This is a genomic window from Pseudomonas libanensis (genome assembly GCF_001439685.1).
Classification (GTDB): Bacteria; Pseudomonadota; Gammaproteobacteria; order Pseudomonadales; family Pseudomonadaceae; genus Aquipseudomonas; species Aquipseudomonas libanensis.
Genome location: NZ_JYLH01000013.1, coordinates 206,638 through 224,881, shown reverse-complemented (window position 1 = coordinate 224,881; position 18,244 = coordinate 206,638). Strand labels below are relative to the sequence as shown.

At 61.9% G+C, this 18,244-nt stretch carries 15 protein-coding genes; 5 read left to right on the top strand and 10 right to left on the bottom strand.

Annotated elements, in window-relative coordinates; genetic code table 11:
* Positions 1 to 531: 531 nt before the first annotated feature.
* The 3 genes from TU73_RS20525 to TU73_RS20515 all read right to left on the bottom strand — a co-directional run bounded on the left by TU73_RS20525 (position 532) and on the right by TU73_RS20515 (position 5,230).
* Positions 532 to 1,857, bottom strand: coding sequence for a sigma-54-dependent transcriptional regulator (locus TU73_RS20525; protein ID WP_057013753.1), 1,326 nt, complete (start codon positions 1,855 to 1,857; stop codon positions 532 to 534).
* Positions 1,851 to 3,617 (bottom strand): ATP-binding protein, encoded by a 1,767-nt coding sequence (locus TU73_RS20520; RefSeq protein WP_057013752.1) that lies wholly within the window; start codon positions 3,615 to 3,617, stop codon positions 1,851 to 1,853. The genes TU73_RS20525 and TU73_RS20520 overlap by 7 nt, the downstream gene beginning before the upstream one ends.
* An 89-nt stretch (positions 3,618 to 3,706) precedes the next feature.
* A complete protein-coding gene (locus TU73_RS20515) occupies positions 3,707 to 5,230 on the bottom strand; it encodes a fumarate hydratase (RefSeq protein ID WP_046069363.1) in 1,524 nt (507 codons plus the stop codon).
* 216 nt (positions 5,231 to 5,446) lie between these two features.
* Between TU73_RS20515 and TU73_RS20510 the strand changes: the two genes are divergently transcribed.
* Complete coding sequence (locus TU73_RS20510; protein ID WP_057013751.1) at positions 5,447 to 6,379, top strand: iron-sulfur-binding ferredoxin reductase; 933 nt, start codon at positions 5,447 to 5,449, stop codon at positions 6,377 to 6,379.
* A 30-nt stretch (positions 6,380 to 6,409) separates the two neighbouring features.
* Positions 6,410 to 7,159, top strand: coding sequence for an enoyl-CoA hydratase-related protein (locus TU73_RS20505; protein WP_057013750.1), 750 nt, complete (start codon positions 6,410 to 6,412; stop codon positions 7,157 to 7,159).
* Positions 7,160 to 7,324: 165 nt separating this feature from the next.
* Here TU73_RS20505 and pyk read toward each other — a convergent pair whose 3' ends face one another.
* Positions 7,325 to 8,776 carry a pyruvate kinase gene (pyk, locus tag TU73_RS20500; protein WP_043050041.1) on the bottom strand — a complete coding sequence of 484 codons (1,452 nt, stop codon included), beginning with the start codon at positions 8,774 to 8,776 and terminating at the stop codon, positions 7,325 to 7,327.
* Positions 8,777 to 8,950: 174 nt separating this feature from the next.
* Here pyk and TU73_RS20495 point away from each other — a divergent pair, with 174 nt between their 5' ends.
* A complete protein-coding gene (locus TU73_RS20495) occupies positions 8,951 to 9,325 on the top strand; it encodes a tetratricopeptide repeat protein (protein ID WP_043050040.1) in 375 nt (124 codons plus the stop codon).
* Positions 9,326 to 9,547: 222 nt separating this feature from the next.
* Positions 9,548 to 9,907, top strand: coding sequence for a PilZ domain-containing protein (locus TU73_RS20490; RefSeq protein WP_057013749.1), 360 nt, complete (start codon positions 9,548 to 9,550; stop codon positions 9,905 to 9,907).
* Between the two features lie 11 nt (positions 9,908 to 9,918).
* Here TU73_RS20490 and TU73_RS20485 read toward each other — a convergent pair whose 3' ends face one another.
* Genes TU73_RS20485 through TU73_RS20460 form a run of 6 tightly spaced genes read right to left on the bottom strand, consistent with a single transcriptional unit; the run spans position 9,919 to position 16,589 of the window.
* Positions 9,919 to 11,250 carry a DUF58 domain-containing protein gene (locus TU73_RS20485; RefSeq protein WP_057013748.1) on the bottom strand — a complete coding sequence of 444 codons (1,332 nt, stop codon included), beginning with the start codon at positions 11,248 to 11,250 and terminating at the stop codon, positions 9,919 to 9,921.
* A gap of 7 nt (positions 11,251 to 11,257) precedes the next feature.
* Positions 11,258 to 12,253 (bottom strand): AAA family ATPase, encoded by a 996-nt coding sequence (locus TU73_RS20480; protein WP_057013747.1) that lies wholly within the window; start codon positions 12,251 to 12,253, stop codon positions 11,258 to 11,260.
* Positions 12,250 to 13,407, bottom strand: a complete 1,158-nt coding sequence (locus TU73_RS20475; RefSeq protein WP_057013746.1) for a DUF4350 domain-containing protein — start codon at positions 13,405 to 13,407, stop codon at positions 12,250 to 12,252. Before TU73_RS20475 ends, TU73_RS20480 begins: the two co-directional genes overlap by 4 nt.
* Positions 13,404 to 14,933 carry a DUF4129 domain-containing protein gene (locus TU73_RS20470; RefSeq protein ID WP_057013745.1) on the bottom strand — a complete coding sequence of 510 codons (1,530 nt, stop codon included), beginning with the start codon at positions 14,931 to 14,933 and terminating at the stop codon, positions 13,404 to 13,406. The genes TU73_RS20475 and TU73_RS20470 overlap by 4 nt, the downstream gene beginning before the upstream one ends.
* Positions 14,920 to 15,900, bottom strand: a complete 981-nt coding sequence (locus TU73_RS20465; RefSeq protein WP_057013744.1) for a stage II sporulation protein M — start codon at positions 15,898 to 15,900, stop codon at positions 14,920 to 14,922. The genes TU73_RS20470 and TU73_RS20465 overlap by 14 nt, the downstream gene beginning before the upstream one ends.
* Positions 15,897 to 16,589: an RDD family protein gene (locus tag TU73_RS20460; protein WP_057013743.1), complete on the bottom strand. Its 693-nt coding sequence runs from the start codon at positions 16,587 to 16,589 to the stop codon at positions 15,897 to 15,899. Before TU73_RS20460 ends, TU73_RS20465 begins: the two co-directional genes overlap by 4 nt.
* A gap of 162 nt (positions 16,590 to 16,751) precedes the next feature.
* Between TU73_RS20460 and sbcB the strand changes: the two genes are divergently transcribed.
* On the top strand, positions 16,752 to 18,179 hold the full coding sequence (gene sbcB, locus TU73_RS20455) for an exodeoxyribonuclease I (RefSeq protein ID WP_057013742.1): 1,428 nt from the start codon (positions 16,752 to 16,754) through the stop codon (positions 18,177 to 18,179).
* Positions 18,180 to 18,244 lie beyond the last annotated feature (65 nt).

Below are 18,244 nucleotides of genomic sequence, written 5' to 3'. Positions count from 1 at the left end.
GAAGCAGCATCTTGAGCAATGCGGCTTTACGTTCGGGTGAATAGTACTTCACAAGCTGTCTCTTTCCGCCCTCGGTATGCTTTTGGGGGTAAACCAGGAGAGGCGACAACTATCCTGACACCGGGGGTTACTTTGGGGCTCTTTTCCAAAGTGACCCGCTGTCAGAGCGGAACCCTAAGTGGCCGTTACCGCAGGAATGGATATGTACCCGGTATAGCTGTGTCGCCTGTCAGGCCGCCTTCGCGAGCAAGCCCGCTCCCACAGTTTGATTGCGGGGTGTCAGGTAGATTGGCATCGGCTGGCAGGCCGTCATCGCAGGCAAGCCAGCTCCCACATTTGGATCGCGGTGCGTCAGCTAGATCAGCGTCGGCTGTCAGGCCGTCACGGGAGCAAGCTCCCTCGCCACAGATTTAGCCTCGTGCCAAAGTTGTGTAGATACCTATGGCCATCGGGGGCAAGCCCTGATGCCGGTCAGTTAAGCGCAGATCCCCTGTGGGAGGGGGCTTGCCCCCGATGGCGATCGGAAGGTCGCTAGAGAAACATCTCCCGCGCCAACCCATGCCGCTGCATCTTTTCATTGAGGGTCCGGCGCGGCAGTTGCAGCTCGGCCAGCACTGCCTTGATATCGCCTTTATGTCGAGTTAATGCGGCTTTCAGGCAATGTGCCTCGAACGCTTCCTGTTGCGCTGCCAACGATTGCCCGGCCTCGATGCCGTCCGGTTCCGGATCGCCGAGCCCCAACACTTGGCGCTCGGCGACGTTGGCCAGTTCACGCACGTTTCCCGGCCAGTCATGACTGAGCAGACGCCCCAGCTGTGGCCCACTCAAGGGCTCGACATGACGACCCAAACGTTCAGCGGCACTTTGCGCGAAATGGTCGTACAGCAACGGAATATCTTCGCGGCGCTCGCGCAACGGCGGCAGGCGCAGTTGCGCGACGTTCAGGCGATAGGCCAGGTCTTCACGAAAACGCCCGGCGCGGGCCTCTTCCAGGAGGTCAGGCTTGGTGGCGGCGATGATGCGCAGATCCACGTGAATGCTTTGGTTGGAACCCAGGCGCTCCAGCTTCTGTTCCTGCAACACCCGCAGCAATTTCACCTGTTGGGCCAGGGGCATGCTTTCGATCTCATCCAGGAACAGCGTGCCGCCATGGGCATATTCCAGCTTGCCGATGCGTTTGCCCTGGGCGCCGGTAAAGGCGCCGCTTTCGTGGCCGAATAACTCGGCTTCAAACAGCTGCTCGGGGATGGCGGCACAGTTGAGTGCTACAAACGGCTTTTTCGCCCTGGGGCCAAAGTCGTGCAGGCAGCGAGCAACCAATTCCTTGCCGCTGCCGGTCTCGCCACGGATCAGCACATTGACCGGCAGGGTCGCCAGGTCCAGCACCTGGCGGCGCAGGTTCTGCAAGCTGCGGGACACCCCCAGCAGGCTGGATTCCAGCTGTGCGCGGTGATCGGCCTGTTGATGCAGGCGGCGGTTTTCCAGGATCAGGCCACGCTTGTCCAACGCCCGGCGCAGGCTGTTGAGCAGGGCCTCGGGGCTAAAGGGTTTCTCCAGAAAATCGTAGGCACCGTCGCGCATGGCTTCGACGGCCATCGGCACGTCGCCATGGCCGGTGAGCAAAATCACCGGCAAGCCGGCATCGCGCCGCTGCACCTCAGCCAGCAGTTCGAGGCCGCTGAGCCCGGGCATGCGCACGTCGCTCAAAATCACCCCGGGAAAGTCCTTGGGCAGGTGCGCCAGGCATTCTTCGGCGCGACTGAACAATTGCACCTCAAACCCAGAAAGGCTCAGCCATTGCTCGACGGCGGTGCGAATGCTGGCTTCGTCATCGACCACAATTACGGCGTTCAACATGGCGCTGGCATCTCTAATGCAATCGGCAAGGTCAGGGTAAACACTGCGCCGTCGCCACGGTTGCCGGCGCTCAGGCGCCCGCCCAATTCATGCACGATAGCGTAGGACACCGCCAGCCCCAAGCCGAGGCCGTCGCCCACCGGCTTGGTGGTGAAGAACGGATCGAACACGCTGTTCAGGTGTTCTTCGGCGATCCCGCCGCCGCTGTCGCTGACAGTCAACTGCCACAGCTGCTGATCGGCATGCAGGCGGATCTCCAGGCGCTTGTGCGGCTTGTCGGCCATGGCGTCCAGCGCGTTGCGCAGCAGGTTGATCAGTACCTGTTCCAGGCGGATCGCGTCGCCGCGTACCCAGGCCGGGCGCGTCAGGTCCAGCACGACGCCGATGGCTTCATCACGCAGGCGCGCGTCGAGCAAGTGCAGGGACTGATCGACCACGGTGGCCAGGTCCAGGCGTTCACGCAGGCCGCTGGGGCTCTTGCGGGCGAAGGTCTTGAGGTGGCCGGTGAGCGCGGCCATGCGCGTGAGCATGTCATCGAGCGGCGTGAGCGCCTTGTAGGCATCGTCGACGCGGCCGTGGTCGAGCAACAGCCGCAGTGTTGCCAGTTGCATGCGTTGGGCCGTCAACGGTTGGTTGATTTCATGGGCGAGGGCGGCGGACATCTGCCCCAGTGCCGCCAGCTTGGCCGACTGCACCAGGCCATCCTGGGCGGTGCGCAGCGCCTGGGTACGTTCCTCGACCAACTGTTCCAGCTCTTCGCGGCTGCGCTGACGCAAACGGGCCAGGCGCCAGCGCTGGCTGAGGAACAGCGCCAGGAATACCAGCGCCAACCAGGATCCCGCGGCGGCGAGACCGGCGTTGCGTTGGTCTTCAAACGGGAACTGGGGTTTGCGCAGCAGGTGCAGGGTCCAACCCTCGGCTTTCAACGGCAGGGACTCCCAGATGTAGTTGGCATTACCGTCGGGGCCATTGACGCGCATCAAATGGCTGTTGTCGTCGAAGCGCTGCAAGACGCTGGTCTCCAGCGGCTGCAGGTGTTTCTTGTCGTATTGGCGGGTGGCCTTGAGTTCAGCCAGGTCGGTTTCGGACAACGGCCGCAGGTTGCGATAACGCCAGCCCGGCTGGTTGGCGATAAACACAATGCCCCGCGCATCGCTGACCAACAGCAAGTCATTACCCTGGGCCCATTCGCGTTCAAGCTCAGGGAATTCCAGCTTGACCACCATGGCGCCGAGGAACTGCTCATGCTCATCGACCACCGCGCTGGAAAGGAAGTAACCGGGAATGCCAGTAGTCACCCCCACCGCGTAAAAACGCCCGGTGCCATGGCTCAGGGTCTGACTGAAATAGGGCCTGAATGCGTAGTTGTGCCCCACATAACTGCTGGGTAAATTCCAGTTACTGGCGGCCACCGCTAGGCCGGTGCGGTCCATCAGCTCCAGGGTGGAAGACTGGGCGGCGCCGTTGATGCGTTCGAGTTTGCGATTGAGCACGTCCTGGGTGGTGCTATCCAGCGGGCCCTTCAAGGCGCGGATCATTTCCGAGTCCAGGGCCAGCACGGCGGGCAGGGCGCGGTAGCGCTCGATCAGGGTGTGCAGGGAGTTGGCATACAGCGCAAGTTGCTGGTTGGCGCGAGCGGCGTCATCCACCAGGGCCTGGCGTTCGGCATGGCGTGTGGCCAAAGCAGCGGCCAGCACCGCACCGGCGATGATCAACAATGAGTAAAAGGTCAAGCGCAGGGGGCGAGGGATCACGATCATACGATGATGAACAGGCACGGTAAGGGCGAGCACCATACCATGAGCTGTCTGGAACTTGTGTGGGAGGGGCAAGCCCCTCCCACATCGACTTACTGTACTTCTACCGCCAGGCTCTCACTGATCTTTTTCTGCCAGATGGCAGGCCCGGTGATGTGTACCGACTCACCCTGGCTGTCGACCGCCACGGTGACCGGCATGTCTTTCACGTCGAACTCGTAGATGGCTTCCATGCCCAGTTCGGCGAACGCCACCACGCGCGACTTCTTGATGGCTTGCGCCACCAGGTAAGCGGCGCCGCCCACGGCCATCAGGTACACGGCCTTGTGGTCCTTGATCGCTTCGATGGCGGTCGGGCCGCGCTCGGATTTGCCGATCATGCCCAGCAGGCCAGTCTGCTCGAGGATCTGGCGGGTGAACTTGTCCATCCGCGTCGCGGTGGTCGGGCCAGCCGGGCCAACCACTTCTTCGCGCACCGGATCAACCGGGCCGACGTAGTAGATAAAGCGGCCCTTGAGGTCCACCGGCAGGGTCTCACCCTTGTTCAGCATCTCGACCATGCGCTTGTGCGCGGCGTCGCGGCCGGTAAGCATCTTGCCGTTGAGCAACACGGTTTCGCCCGGCTTCCAGCTTTGCACTTCTTCCGGGGTCAGGGTGTCGAGGTTGACGCGGCGGGCCGACGGGCCGGCTTCCCAGACGATTTCCGGGTAGGCGTCCAGCGATGGCGCTTCCAGCGACGCCGGGCCGGAACCGTCGAGCACGAAGTGCGCGTGACGGGTGGCGGCGCAGTTGGGGATCATGCACACCGGCAAGGACGCGGCGTGGGTCGGGTAGTCCATGATCTTCACGTCGAGCACGGTGGTCAGGCCACCCAGGCCCTGGGCGCCGATGCCCAGTTGGTTGACCTTCTCGAACAGCTCCAGGCGCATCTCTTCGATACGGTTTTGCGGGCCGCGCTTTTTCAGCTCATGGATGTCGATGGATTCCATCAACACTTCCTTGGCCATCACCGCGGCTTTCTCGGCGGTGCCGCCGATGCCGATGCCGAGCATGCCCGGCGGGCACCAGCCGGCGCCCATGGTCGGAACGGTCTTGAGCACCCAGTCGACGATAGAGTCGGACGGGTTGAGCATGGCCATTTTCGACTTGTTCTCGGAACCGCCGCCCTTGGCCGCCACGTCCACTTCCACGGTGTTACCCGGGACGATGGAGTAGTGGATCACCGCCGGGGTGTTGTCCTTGGTGTTTTTACGCGCGCCCGCCGGGTCGGCGAGGATGGATGCACGCAGGACGTTTTCCGGCAGGTTGTAGGCGCGGCGCACGCCTTCGTTGATCATGTCGTCCAGGCCCATGGTGGCGCCGTCCCAGCGTACATCCATGCCTACGCGCACGAACACGGTGACGATACCGGTGTCCTGGCAGATCGGGCGGTGGCCGGTGGCGCACATGCGCGAGTTGATCAGGATCTGGGCGATGGAGTCACGGGCCGCCGGCGATTCTTCGCGCAGGTAGGCTTCGTGCATGGCCTGGATGAAGTCAACGGGGTGGTAATAGGAAATGAATTGCAGGGCGTCGGCAACGCTCTGAATCAGGTCGTCTTGCTTGATCACGGTCATGAGTCGCGCTCCTCTATAAGGGAACATTCAATAAAGGTGGCTTCAGTGTTGCGTCGGTCGGCTGAAACCATCTTTCCAAGGCACGCCAAAGTGGTGCAGGCGCGACGCTAAAAAGGCGCGGCAGTATAACCCGGCGCGGTGGCCGATACACCCGACTATGGTCAAACTCTGCCGGGCGTGATTCCCTGTGCGCAAACCTATTGATTGAGCCTCTATATGCCTGAACTGCACGTCGGCGAACGCCATTGGTCGGTGCCCACCGGCACTAACCTGCTGGATGCCTTGAACCAGGCGGGAGTTGCCGTGCCCTACAGTTGCCGGGCCGGCAGCTGCCATGCGTGCCTGGTGCGCTGCCAGGGCGAGGTTGACGACCGGCAGCCCGAAGCCCTGACGCCGGCGCAACGCCAGCAAGGTTGGCGCCTGGCGTGCCAGTGCCGGGCCGTCGGCGACCTCCAGGTCGAAGCATTTGATCCGTTGCGTGACGGCGTGGCGGCCCAGGTGGTGGGCGCTGATTGGCTGGGTTCGACGGTGCTGCGCCTGCGCCTGCTGCCGGAGCGCGGCCTGCGGTATCGGGCCGGGCAGCATCTGGTGTTGTGGGCGGGGCAGGTGGCGCGCCCGTATTCCCTGGCGAGCTTGCCCCAGGAGGATGCATACCTGGAGTTTCATATCGATTGCCGCCAACCCGGTGAATTCAGTGACGCTGCTCGCCATTTCAAGGTTGGTGAGCCTCTGCGCCTGGGCGAGTTGCGGGGCGGGGCGCTGCACTATGACCCTGACTGGCAATCGCGGCCGTTGTGGCTGCTGGCCGCCGGCACCGGCCTGGGCCCGTTGTGGGGCGTATTGCGCGAAGCGTTGCGCCAGGATCACCAAGGTGCCATCCGTGTCATTCACCTGGCCCATGATGCCGAGGCTCATTACCTGGCCGAACCCCTGGCAGCGCTGGCCACGCAGCATGGGAACCTGACGGTGGAGCTATGGACGGCGGCAGAGTTGAACCAGGCATTGGCGCAACTGCGGCTTGTTTCGCGGCAAACGCTGGCTTTACTCTGCGGTCACCCTGTCAGCGTCGAGGCCTTTTCCAAGCGTCTGTTCCTGGCCGGGCTGCCGCGCAATCAACTGCTGGCCGATGTGTTCCTGCCCCGTGGTTGAGCGCTGAATCCCTTTGCCGCGAGATTCGCCATGATCGACGCCATCCTGCAGCATCGCGAACGCGGGTTGCTGACCTTGCAGCTCAATCGCCCTGACAAGAAAAACGCCCTGACCCGTGCCATGTATACGCAACTGGCCGAGGCGCTGGAACAGGCCGATGCAGACTCGGATATTCGCGCCGTACTGCTCCAGGGCAGCAGCGAGTGTTTTACCGCCGGCAATGACATCAGCGATTTTCTCGAACAGCCACCCAGCGACCTCGACAGCCCGCCGTTTCACTTTATGAAAAGCCTGCTCAATTGCCGCAAACCGGTGATCGCCGCCGTGGCCGGAGCGGCGGTGGGCATTGGTACCACGCTGTTGCTGCATTGCGACCTGGTGTATATCAGCCGCGATGCACGCTTGCGCATGCCATTCGTTAACCTGGGTTTGTGCCCGGAGTTTGGCTCGAGCCTGATCCTGCCGCGGTTGCTGGGGCATGCGAAGGCGGCTGAACTGCTGTTATTGGGCGAGGGTTTCTCTGGCGAACAAGCCGCAGCGTGGGGGATTGCCACCGAGGCGTTGGGCAGTGGCGAGGCGGCCTTGGCCAAGGCGCGAGAAATGGCCGAGCGTTTTGAAAGCCTGGCGCCGGGGGCGGTACAGGTCACCAAGCAACTGATGAAAAGCGTGGATCGCGAGCAGTTGCGCCAGGTGATCGAGGAGGAGGGGGCGTTGTTTACCCAGCGCTTGAGATCGCCGGAGGCGATTGCGGCGTTGTCGGGGTTTCTCGCCCGGCGATAGAACGGTGTTGGCTGTTCTGGCGCCATCGCGGGCAAGCCCGGCTCCCACAGTTGACCGCATTCCAATGTGGGCTCCACCACTCGGCACCTCGCCCAGGCTCGGTGTGCCTGAAATGCAAAAAGCCCCGTCATTTGCATGACGGGGCTTTTGTTTTCAGCGTGTCACTCAGACCTGCGGGTCGCCCACGTGCAGGATCTTCATGCCATTGGTGCCACCGGTGGTGTGGTAGCTGTCGCCCTTGGTCAGGATGACCCAGTCGCCTTTCTCTACCACGCCGCGTTTGACCAGCTCGTCGATAGCCTTCTGGCTGACTTCGTTCGGTGCCAGCGAAGCCGGGTCGAACGGGATGGTGTACACACCACGGAACAACGCCGCGCGGGCCTGGGCTTCGCGATGAGGGGTAAACGCGTAGATCGGCACCGAGGAACGGATGCGCGACATGATCAACGGCGTATAGCCACTTTCGGTCAGGGCGATGATCGCCTTCACGCCCGGGAAGTGGTTGGCGGTGTACATGGCAGCCAGGGCGATGCTCTGGTCGCAGCTTTCGAAGACCTTGCCGATGCGGTGGCTGGAGGTCTTGCTGGTTGGGTGCTTTTCAGCGCCGACGCAGATGCGCGCCATGGCCTGCACGGCTTCCAGCGGGTACGGGCCGGCGGCACTTTCAGCCGAGAGCATCACGGCGTCGGTGTAGTCGAGCACGGCGTTGGCCACGTCGGACACTTCGGCACGGGTCGGCATCGGGTTCTGGATCATCGACTCCATCATCTGGGTCGCAACGATCACGGCCTTGTTGTGGCGGCGTGCGTGCAGGATGATCTTCTTCTGGATACCGATCAGCTCGGCGTCACCGATTTCCACACCCAGGTCGCCACGGGCAACCATGACGGCGTCGGACGCCTTGATCAGGCCGTCGAGGGTTTCGTCATCAGCCACGGCTTCGGCGCGTTCGATCTTCGCCACCAGCCAGGCGGTGCCGCCGGCTTCGTCGCGCAGCTTGCGGGCGTATTCCATGTCGGCGGCGTCGCGTGGGAAGGACACGGCGAGGTAGTCGACTTCCATTTCGGCGGCGAGCTTGATGTCGGCCTTGTCTTTTTCAGTCAGGGCTGGCGCCGTCAGGCCACCGCCGCGACGGTTGATACCTTTGTGGTCGGACAGCGGGCCGCCGATGATCACGGTGCAGTGCAGCTCGGTCGGGGTCGCGGTGTCGACGCGCATGACCACACGGCCATCGTCCAGCAGCAGTTCGTCACCAACACCGCAATCCTTGACCAGGTCCGGGTAGTCGATACCCACGACGTCCTGGGTGCCTTCGGTCAGCGGGTGGCTGGTGGAGAAGGTGAATTTGTCACCAATCTTCAGCTCGATCCGCTTGTTGGCAAATTTGGCGATACGGATTTTCGGGCCTTGCAGGTCACCCAGCAGTGCAACGAAGCGGCCATGCTTGGCGGCCAGGTCACGCACCAGCTTGGCGCGAGCCTTGTGCTCGTCCGGGGTGCCGTGGGAGAAGTTCAGACGGGCAACGTCCAAACCAGCCAGAATCAGCTGTTCGAGGACTTCCGGCGAGTTGCTGGCCGGGCCAAGGGTGGCGACGATTTTGGTGCGACGGACGGACATGCACAGACTCCTGAGTTCAAGCGCTGGAGAAGGCTACTATGCTCTTTCGTTGTAGTCATTGTTCGTTTGCACTACTTATCGACGATTGGCTTGTTTTTGCTGCGCTTGACTGGGCAAACATCCTTGAAGATTTTCGACCAGGGGTCGATACACTGCACAAGACAGGAGAACCCCATGCGAATTTTGCTCGTTGCTGCCCTGGCCGTCAGTGTTGTCGGCTGTACTCGCTGGTCGATGGACCACCATTTGAACAACGCTTACCGTGCCTATGGGGTGGGCGATTGCGCGCGCGTCACCCTGGAATTGTCCCAGGTCGATCGCGAAAGCCGTACCCGTCGTTATGTACAGCCGGAGGTATCGATGCTGCGCGGGCAGTGCCTGGAGCGGCAGAAACTGTTTGTTGACGCCGCACAAACCTATCAGTTCATCATCAGCCAATACCCTTCAAGTGAGTACGCCTATCGCGCCCGTGCGCGGCTCGATACCTTGCAGCAACTGGGGCATTTCCCGAGTGCAGGCGCCGTAAAACCACGGCCTGCCTCTTTGTAATGAAATTTGTCATTTTCTAGCTGGCCCGTCGCCAGTCCTGGGCTATTCTTTGAATGTTCGTTTGTACAAGTTTCTATTCGAACGGATGCAGGGCCTGGATTCGGCAGCTGGCTGGTGACTAACGGTACCTGTCGTCACACCGAAATCCAGGGAGAGCGAGCGACTGCTCGTTCCGAATCACTGGCACGGCCAGATTCTTGGCTATTGGATGGCGACTTCATCATGTTTACCGAGCGACGGATCGAACGGCATCAACTGCCTTATTTTTTGCAGGTGTTCAATCGTGTTACCGACAAGCCGATCGGCTTTCTGGGCAATGTGTCTGAAAATGGGCTGATGCTGATCAGCCAATTACCCATGATGGTCGATGTGGATTTTCAGCTGTGCTTGAAGATCCCCGTGGCCCAAGGCGAATTCCAGACGATTGATCTGACGGCGACCTGTTTGTGGAGCCATGAAGATGTCAACCCGCAGCATTACGATTCCGGGTTCACGGTGCATCAACCACCCGAAGCGTATGGGCAACTGATCAATGCGCTGGTGCAGTACTTCAGCTTTGATCCCCAGCAGGCCCCCGTCTGAATGCAGGCATATTAGAATGCCCCGGCTTTTTTCCACCCCAGGTAACGCGTCACCAGCGTGGCGCCCAGGTCCGACGGCAACGTATCCAGTACCGCAAGCCCATGGGCGGCCAAACGATCATGGAGTTGATTGCGGGTGTTGAGGTAATCAATCGTGCCACTGTAAGCCAGGGCTTCGGGCAAGGTCTGCACGGGGGCTTGGCGTAACTGGTCGAGGACTTCCTCTCGCAGGCTCGCCACAAGTACCCGATGTTGCCGGCCAATACGTTTGACGGCAGTCATCAGCGCTTCATCATCCTCATCGCGCAGGTTGGTGACGATGATCACCAGTGCCCGGCGCTTTTGACGCGCCAGTAATTGGCTGGCGGCAGCCTGGTAGTCAGCGGTTCTACGGGTGGTGTCCAGGTCGTAGACCGCATTGAGCAAGCTATTCAACTGGCCGCTGCCCTTGACCGGCTTGAGGTAGCGCGGCTGGTCGCTGGCGAAGGTGCACAGCCCTACGGCATCGCCCTGGCGCAAGGCGACATAACTGAGCAGCAGGCAGGCGTTGAGGGCGTGGTCGAAATGGGACAGTTCATCGTCCTGGCTGCGCATGCGCTGGCCGCAATCGAGCATGAACACGATCTGCTGGTCGCGTTCATCCTGATATTCACGGGCAATCGGCGTGCGTTGGCGAGCGGTGGCCTTCCAGTCGATCTGGCGCAGGCTGTCACCTTCACGAAACTCGCGCAGTTGATGAAACTCCAGGCCCAACCCCCTACGCTGATGTTGGCGCACGCCCAGTTGGCTCAGCCAGTTATCCACACCCAGCAGCTGCGCGCCGTATAAACGGGCGAAATCCGGGTAAACCCGGGTGGCATCATGGGTTTCGACGAGTCTGCGCGCCGACCACAGACCCAGTGGGCTGGGCAGCAGCAGTTCGCAGCGACTGAAGCTGAAATGTCCGCGGCGCAAGGGGCGAACGCGATAGCCCAGCTCAGCGCGTTCGCCGGGGCGCAGTTGGATGGATTGGGGCTGGTTATCCACACTCAGCCCGTCGGGCACGTGGTCGAACACCCCTACAGTCAGTGGTTGAGGATAGTCATGCTCCAGGCACAGGCGCACCTCTTCCCAGCGCCCCAGCGCCAGGCTGCCGGGCAGTTTCCTGTTTACGCGCGCCGGGGGCCGGCGGCGCAAGCGTGCCGCATCCAGCGTCGCCAATAGCAGCAGGGCCAGAAGCAGGCCCCAGGCGATGGAGTGCAAGGTTTGAGGTAGCTTGACCTGCAGCGCCATCGAAGCGCCCAACAGGGTGTTCAGGCCCAGCAGCACACCCAGCCAGGTCAGCAACAGACGGGTCGGTTTCATAGCTGCGTCATTGCCTTGGTGCAGCAATCTGGTCAAGTAGCTGCTGGAGCACCTGGTCAACTTCCAGGCCGTCGATGTCCAGTTCCGGCGCAATGCGCACCCGATGACGCAGCACTGCCAGCGCACAACCCTTGATGTCATCGGGCGTCACGAACTCGCCACCGCGCAACAGCGCTCGGGCGCGGGCGCCGCGTACCAGGGCAATGGAGGCCCTGGGGCCGGCACCGATAGTCAGCCCCGGCCAATTGCGCGTGGCCCGCGCCAGCCGCACCGCGTAGTCGAGTACCTGTTCATCCAGAGGCAGGGCGCTGGCAATTTCCTGCATCAGCACCACGTCCTCGGCTTGCAGCACGGTGCGCAGCGGCTGTACATCCAGCATGTCGGCCCTGGACGAACGGGTCACTTCGCGGACCATCTCCAGTTCCTGCCTGGCGTCGGGGTAGTCCATGCGCACCTTGAGCATAAACCGGTCCAGCTCGGCCTCAGGCAGCGGGTAGGTGCCTTCCTGCTCGATGGGGTTCTGGGTCGCCAGCACCATGAAGGGCTGGCCGATGGGCAGTGCCTCGCCCTCCAGGGTAACCTGGCGCTCCTGCATGGCTTCGAGCAGCGCCGCCTGGGTCTTGGCCGGGGCGCGGTTGATTTCGTCGGCCAGCAACAGGTGGGTGAACAATGGCCCCTTGCGCAGCTTGAACTGTTCGGTTTGCAGGTCGTACACCGCATGGCCGGTGACATCGCTGGGCATCAGGTCCGGGGTGAACTGGATACGTGCGAAATCACCACCAAAGCAACGGGCCAAGGCACGTACCAGCAAGGTCTTGCCCAGGCCTGGCACGCCTTCGAGCAGGACATGACCACCTGCTATCAAGGCGGTGAGCACGTCGTCAATCACCTGGTCCTGGCCTATCACGGCCTTGCGCAATTCCACACGCAGGGCCTGGGCCTGCTGGCTGGCATGTCCAAGGTTGTCGGCGGTCAGGCGGGTGGCCATTGGAGAGTCGCTCATAAGGCATTCCTGAGGGTTTGCAGGCGCGCTACCTGTCGGCTGAAATCGGCACTGGAGAGCCGTTTCAGCGCAAGTGGCTCGAGCGCCTGGCTGATGATATGGGAAGGTTGCCGTGTCAGGTGCTCCAGCACCTGCCGTTGCTCTGCGCTGTCGAGGTGTTCAAAGCCTGGGTGGCGCCGCCGGGCGGCGCGCAGGAGGTCGAGCTGCAAGGCTTGCAGCAAGGTGCTCTGGCCGCTGCGGCGCAGCAGGAAATCGGCGCTGGCCTTCAAGTGTTCCTGTAATTGCCGACGAGCCTTGGGCGCCGGTGCCTGGACCGGGCCTTGGCGCATGCCGGCCTGCCACAGCGCCAGGGCAACCAGTGCTGCGAGGGCGACGAGGGCCTGGCGGAAATAACGCAGCAACAGGGTAAACAGGTCGTCCACTTCACTGTTGAACAGCAAGGTTACCTGGGTGCCCTGGTTCAGATGCCAGAGCAGCCAGGCGTTATCGTGGTTGCCGATGCCAGGGGTTTTCCACAGGTCGCTATCGGTCAGCACCGTGACACGGCCTTGCCTCAGGTTCAGCTGCATCAGATGGCTGGACTGCGCGCTGTTGGCAGAGAACTGTGCCAGGTGCTTGGGGTCGATGAGGTTGAAGTCGGTGTCAAAACTGAAATGCGCAGGGGCGGTTTCGTTGTCGACGTAGAGTTTGGTCAGGTCCGGTGCCGGCTTTTTACGAGGCCGTGGCGGATCGTCGAAGGTCTCGCTCAAGGTTTGACGGATATTGAGGCGATCAAGCAACAGATCGCCACTTTTGCCGGTTTCTTCGTCCCACAAGGCCTCGGCGACCAGCAGCAGGTGGCCCCCGGCCTTGGCCCACTTGAGAAGTTGCTCGACCTGGCGTGGAGTCATGTTGCTGCGTTCCCCCAGCAGCAACAGGCTATGGCCTTTCGCGGGCAGGTCGGCGAGGCGTTCGAGTCCGTTGGCGTGCTCCACTGTGAGGCCTTGCTCGCGCAGGAAATGCTCGGCAGCCAGATAGGGGTTGGCGCGGGCATCAGGCGATGGGCCGCGATCCACCACTTCGTCGTAGGGAATTGCCTTGTGCCAGGCATACAAGCCGCCCATGCCCAGCAGGCACACCAGCAGCAGCGCCACCCACACCAACGGGCGGTTCATTGGCCCGCTCCGTCGCTGAACAGTCCACGCCAGTCGTTGCACAGCTTTTGCTGGGCCGAGGAGGGAGGCAGGCGATGGCCATAGGCGAGGTTTTGCCAGTGCCGTGTCAGTTCGTCACTGAATGCCAGTAACTGCGGCTGCTGCAAGCGATGCACGTGCTCCAGCACCTGGCCTTCGGTGTCGGCGCTTTTCAGCGGCAGGTTGTATTCGTGCAGCAGCCGGCTGAGCAGGCCGCGATACAGCAGGCCGAGGGCTTCCCGTGGCTGGGTGGGCCATAGCTGTTCGGCGGCGCCGGCAAGGTCATCGGGCAATGTGTCGGTGCCCAATTCCAAGCCGAACAGCTGGGTGGGCATGGCACTGGCCGTTTTCGGGCGAGGCTGTCGGCTGCGACTGACAAAGGTGCGCAACCATTCGCGGTAACGCCACACCACCAGCGCCAACCCGCCAGTCACCAGGCTCCATAGCAGGATTTCCAAGGCTTTAGCGACGTGCCTGAAGGCATCGCTGTTGAGGTTGCCGAGCAAGGCCTGGAGCCAGCGGGGTAGTTTTGCATCGCCATGGCCTTGGTTTCCAACCGGCGCCTTTTCTTCGCCGAACCGATAGCGTGTGACGGTTTCCGGGTTCTTGAACGGTGGCTTTTCCAGCATCGCCTTGATGGATTGGCTGGCGGCCTGGGTACTGAGCGACGTGGGGCCAGGCGGTTCCTGCGCCATGGCAGATGGGCTGAGCTGTAGCAGTGCCAGGCCCACGACCAGCAACAATGCTGGCGCAACACTGCTCAGGCGCTGGCGCAAGCGCCGGAATACCAGCTCCAGGTCCCAGGCCTCCAGGACCGTACGCCGATTGAGGTACAGGCTGAAACCGCAGGCGACGTAGATGGGCTCCCAGAACACCAGCACCATGGCATAGAACGCGTTGCCCAGGTGTTCCAGCCATAGCACGTCCGAGCCCGTTGCCAAGGCCATCCGTTGCCAATCCCAGTCCAGTTCCACGTTTTGCGGGATGAACAGATAGAACAGGGCCATGGCGCCGAACCACAGGCCGATTTCCAGGTGTACACCGATAATCGTCAGCCAGCGTGCGGCCCCGGCATTGCGTTGCAGTAATACCCCCAGGCGCTGTTGGCGTGCACTACCATCGAGGCCTTCAAGTTGGCTGACCGGCAGGGTAAAGCTGCGACTCAGGCTCAGTCGCCGCCAGGTCAGGCTGGCGAACAGTTGCCCCTTGAGCAGGTGCGGCCAATGGCGAACGGCCTGTTTGAGGCTGGGTGTTTCACCAAACAGGGCCTTGGACAGGATGTACAGCGGCAAGCGGTCAAAGGCCGGCTTGAGCCACCAGAACAGGAACATGGCCAGCGACGGGTAACGCCACAGCAGCACAGTGAGCAGCATAAACACCGGCAGGCTTACCAGTGCCCAACTGCCCATCAGCAAGAGGCGGTGTTGCCTGGCCATCAACACACCCAGGTCCATGGCTTCCCAGGCGGTACGCGGGCGAATCATCACGCTGGAATCAGTCAGGCGCATGATGAGTCCGCCCGGCGTATATCAGGTAGGCGGCCACCAGCAACCAGAGCGCGGCGCCCACCAGGTATTTGATCCAGAGGGCAATGCTGGTGGTGGAGGACCAGTAGGCTTCGATAAATGCCGCGATGAGCAGGAGCATCATGACACCGCAGAGCATCCGCACACTTTTACGGGCCGCCAGGCGCAGGGCCTCGCCGCGTGCCAACCGGCCCGGCGCGACCAGTGACCAGCCCAATTGCAGGCCCGCGGCACCGGCCAGGGTGATGGCGGTGAGCTCGAATGCGCCATGGCCAATGGCAAATGACCAGAAGGTCTGGCCAAAGCCAATCTCGGTAAGGTGCCCCGAGACCGCGCCGATGACCAAACCGTTGAAAATCAGGAAGAACACGCTGCCCAGGCCGAACAGCAGGCCGGCCGCAAACGTCTGGAAGGCGATGCCGATGTTGTGCATCACGTAGTAGCCAAACATCATCCAGTCTTCGCTGGCGGCCCGCTCGGCGGCACGGCCCAGGCGGCTGGCCTGGGGGTCGTACATGCTCTGCATTTCAGCTACTTGTTGGGGGCTGACGATGCTGTAGATAAGGTCGGGAAACAGGTAGACCAGCAGCGCTATCCCCACCAGGCTGCCAAAGAACAGCAGGCCGGCGATCAGCACGAAGCGCCACTGCTGGCGTACCAGGCGTGGGAAGTCGGCGAGGATGAACGCCAGCACGTTTGCCGGCAGCTGGCTGCGATGGCGGTACAGTTGTTGGTGGCCGCGCAGCGCCAGTTGTTGCAGCGGGTCTACCAGGTAGCTGCTATAGCCGCGCTCCTGGGCCAGGGCCAGGTGCTGGCACAGGCGTCGGTATTGATGGGGGAAGCCCGCGACATCGGCGGCCTTGGCTTTGCCTTGCTCCAATTGCTTGAGCTGTTCGGCAAAGGCTTGCCATTCTGGCTGGTGGCGGCTTTCAAAAAGGCTCTGCTTCATGTCGGCCCCAACAAGCCACGGGCCACACCGTTGAGCTGCTCCACGGCGCGGGCCGGGGGGACTTGCAGGGGCTCGGCGAGGATCGCGGCCAGCTCATGCACCCGTTCGGCAGAGAGCTCGGCCTGGCGCTCGGCGAAACCGAGGATGGCCCGCTGTTCGCTCAGTTGCAGTGCGAAGGGCAGGCGCAGGGCGGCGGCTTGAGGGATTCGCGGGCGTACCAGCGGCAGTTCGCGGTAGACCACCAGCGTGCCCGCGGCCAGGTCGCCAAGCCGCTTGAAATGCGGGTGTTGCAGGCAACTGATCGCACCGAGGAAGTAACCGAAGGGGAGCATGTCGACAAAGCGCAAAAGGTTGCGGATCAACGACCCCGACCAGCCAATGGGCGTGCCGTCATCCTGTACCACCCGCAGGCCCATCACCTGTTTGCCCGGGGAGCAACCCTGGTTGAGGACTTCGAACAGCACCATGTACCACCAGCTCACCAGAAACAGCAGCAGCGAGCCTAGCCCGACGCCAATGTTGCCAAGCAGCGCCAGGGGCACCAGCAGGATACCCATGATGATTCCACGTACGCCCAGGTCGAACGCAAAGGCCAGTGCCCGGGGTGGCAGGCCGGCAGGACGCAAGGGCAGGTCGATACCTTCCGGCGTCTCGATCTGGTAGTGGGTATCCAAGGGGGTTGATGCCATTGCGATCCTTTGCACCGCGACTAAGAGACACGGATGCTAGCAGTGTCGACGGTGGAAGCAACCCTTCAAGGTTTTGCTGGATATTTATACAGCAAAGGTATCGCTGGCCCCGAACGCCTCGCAGCGCCTAGACTTTGTCGGTCTTCAGCACAGGAATAGCCCGTGACCTCGATTTTCTGGTACGACTATGAAACCACCGGTATCAACCCACGCAATGATCGCCCGCTCCAGGTAGCCGGTATCCGCACTGACCTGGACCTTAACGAGGTCGGTGCGCCGACCAACCTTTATTGCCAGCCCAGCGACGATATCCTGCCCCATCCGGCTGCATGCGCGATCACCGGGATTACCCCGGGCGTCCTTGTGCACAAAGGCCTGGCCGAAGCCGATTTCATGACCCGGGTGCACGCCGAGCTGGCCGCACCAGGCACCTGCGGCGCCGGCTACAACACCCTGCGATTTGACGATGAAATGACGCGCTACAGCCTGTATCGCAACTTTTTCGATCCTTATGCGCGGGAATGGCAGGGCGGAAACAGCCGCTGGGACTTGATCGATGTGATGCGTACGGCCTATGCACTGCGGCCCGAGGGCATTACCTGGCCAGAGCAGGACGGGCGCGTGACGCTCAAACTCGAGCGGTTGACCGAAGCCAACGGTATCGAGCACGGCCAGGCCCACGACGCGTTATCTGATGTGCGTGCGACTATCGCCCTGGCGCGGTTGGTCCGGGAGAAACAGCCCAAGTTGTATGAATGGTTGTTTCAACTGCGCAGCAAGCAGCGGGTCATGGACCAGGTGCGGTTGCTGCAACCGATGGTGCATATCTCCGGGCGCTTTTCTGCCGAGCGCCATTACCTGGGGGTGGTGTTGCCCCTGGCCTGGCACCCGCGCAATCGCAATGCCTTGATCGTCTGCGACCTGGGGCTCGACCCCCAGGGGTTGCTGGACCTGGACGCCGAGACCCTGCGCGAGCGCCTTTACATGCGCCGTGGTGAGTTGGCCGAAGGTGAACTGCCGGTGCCTCTCAAGTTGTTGCATATCAACCGCTGCCCGGTGGTTGCGCCGTTGAAGGTGCTGCGCCCGCAAGATCGCGAGCGTCTGCAATTGGATATGGATACTTTTCAGGCACGGGCGCTGCGGCTAACTGACGCACAAGCAGTTTGGCGTGACAAGTTGGCGGCCATTTACGCCGAGGAAGACTTTGCGGCGAACCAAGACCCGGAGCAGCAGCTCTACGATGGCTTTATTGGCGACCGTGACCGGCGTTTATGTGAACAAGTTCGCATGGCAGAGCCCGCGCAGTTAGCGCGCCAGCAGTGGCCGTTCGATGATCATCGTTTGCCGGAATTATTATTTCGCTACCGTGCGCGTAACTTTCCTGAAACCTTGAACAATGAGGAGCAACAGCGCTGGAAACTTTTCTGTCAGCAACGCTTGTCGGATCCGCAATGGGGAGCACCGAATACCTTGCTGGCATTTAAGCAGGCGCGTGAGGAGTTGGCAGTTAGTGCTACATCGTTTCAGTGCGGGGTACTCGAGCAATGGCAAGACTATGCCGACTCTTTGGCCGCTCGACTGAATCTGTAGGTGGATAACTACAGAATTTCCTGACAATAAAAAACGCCAGCAAGCTGGCGTTTTTAATGTGTCGC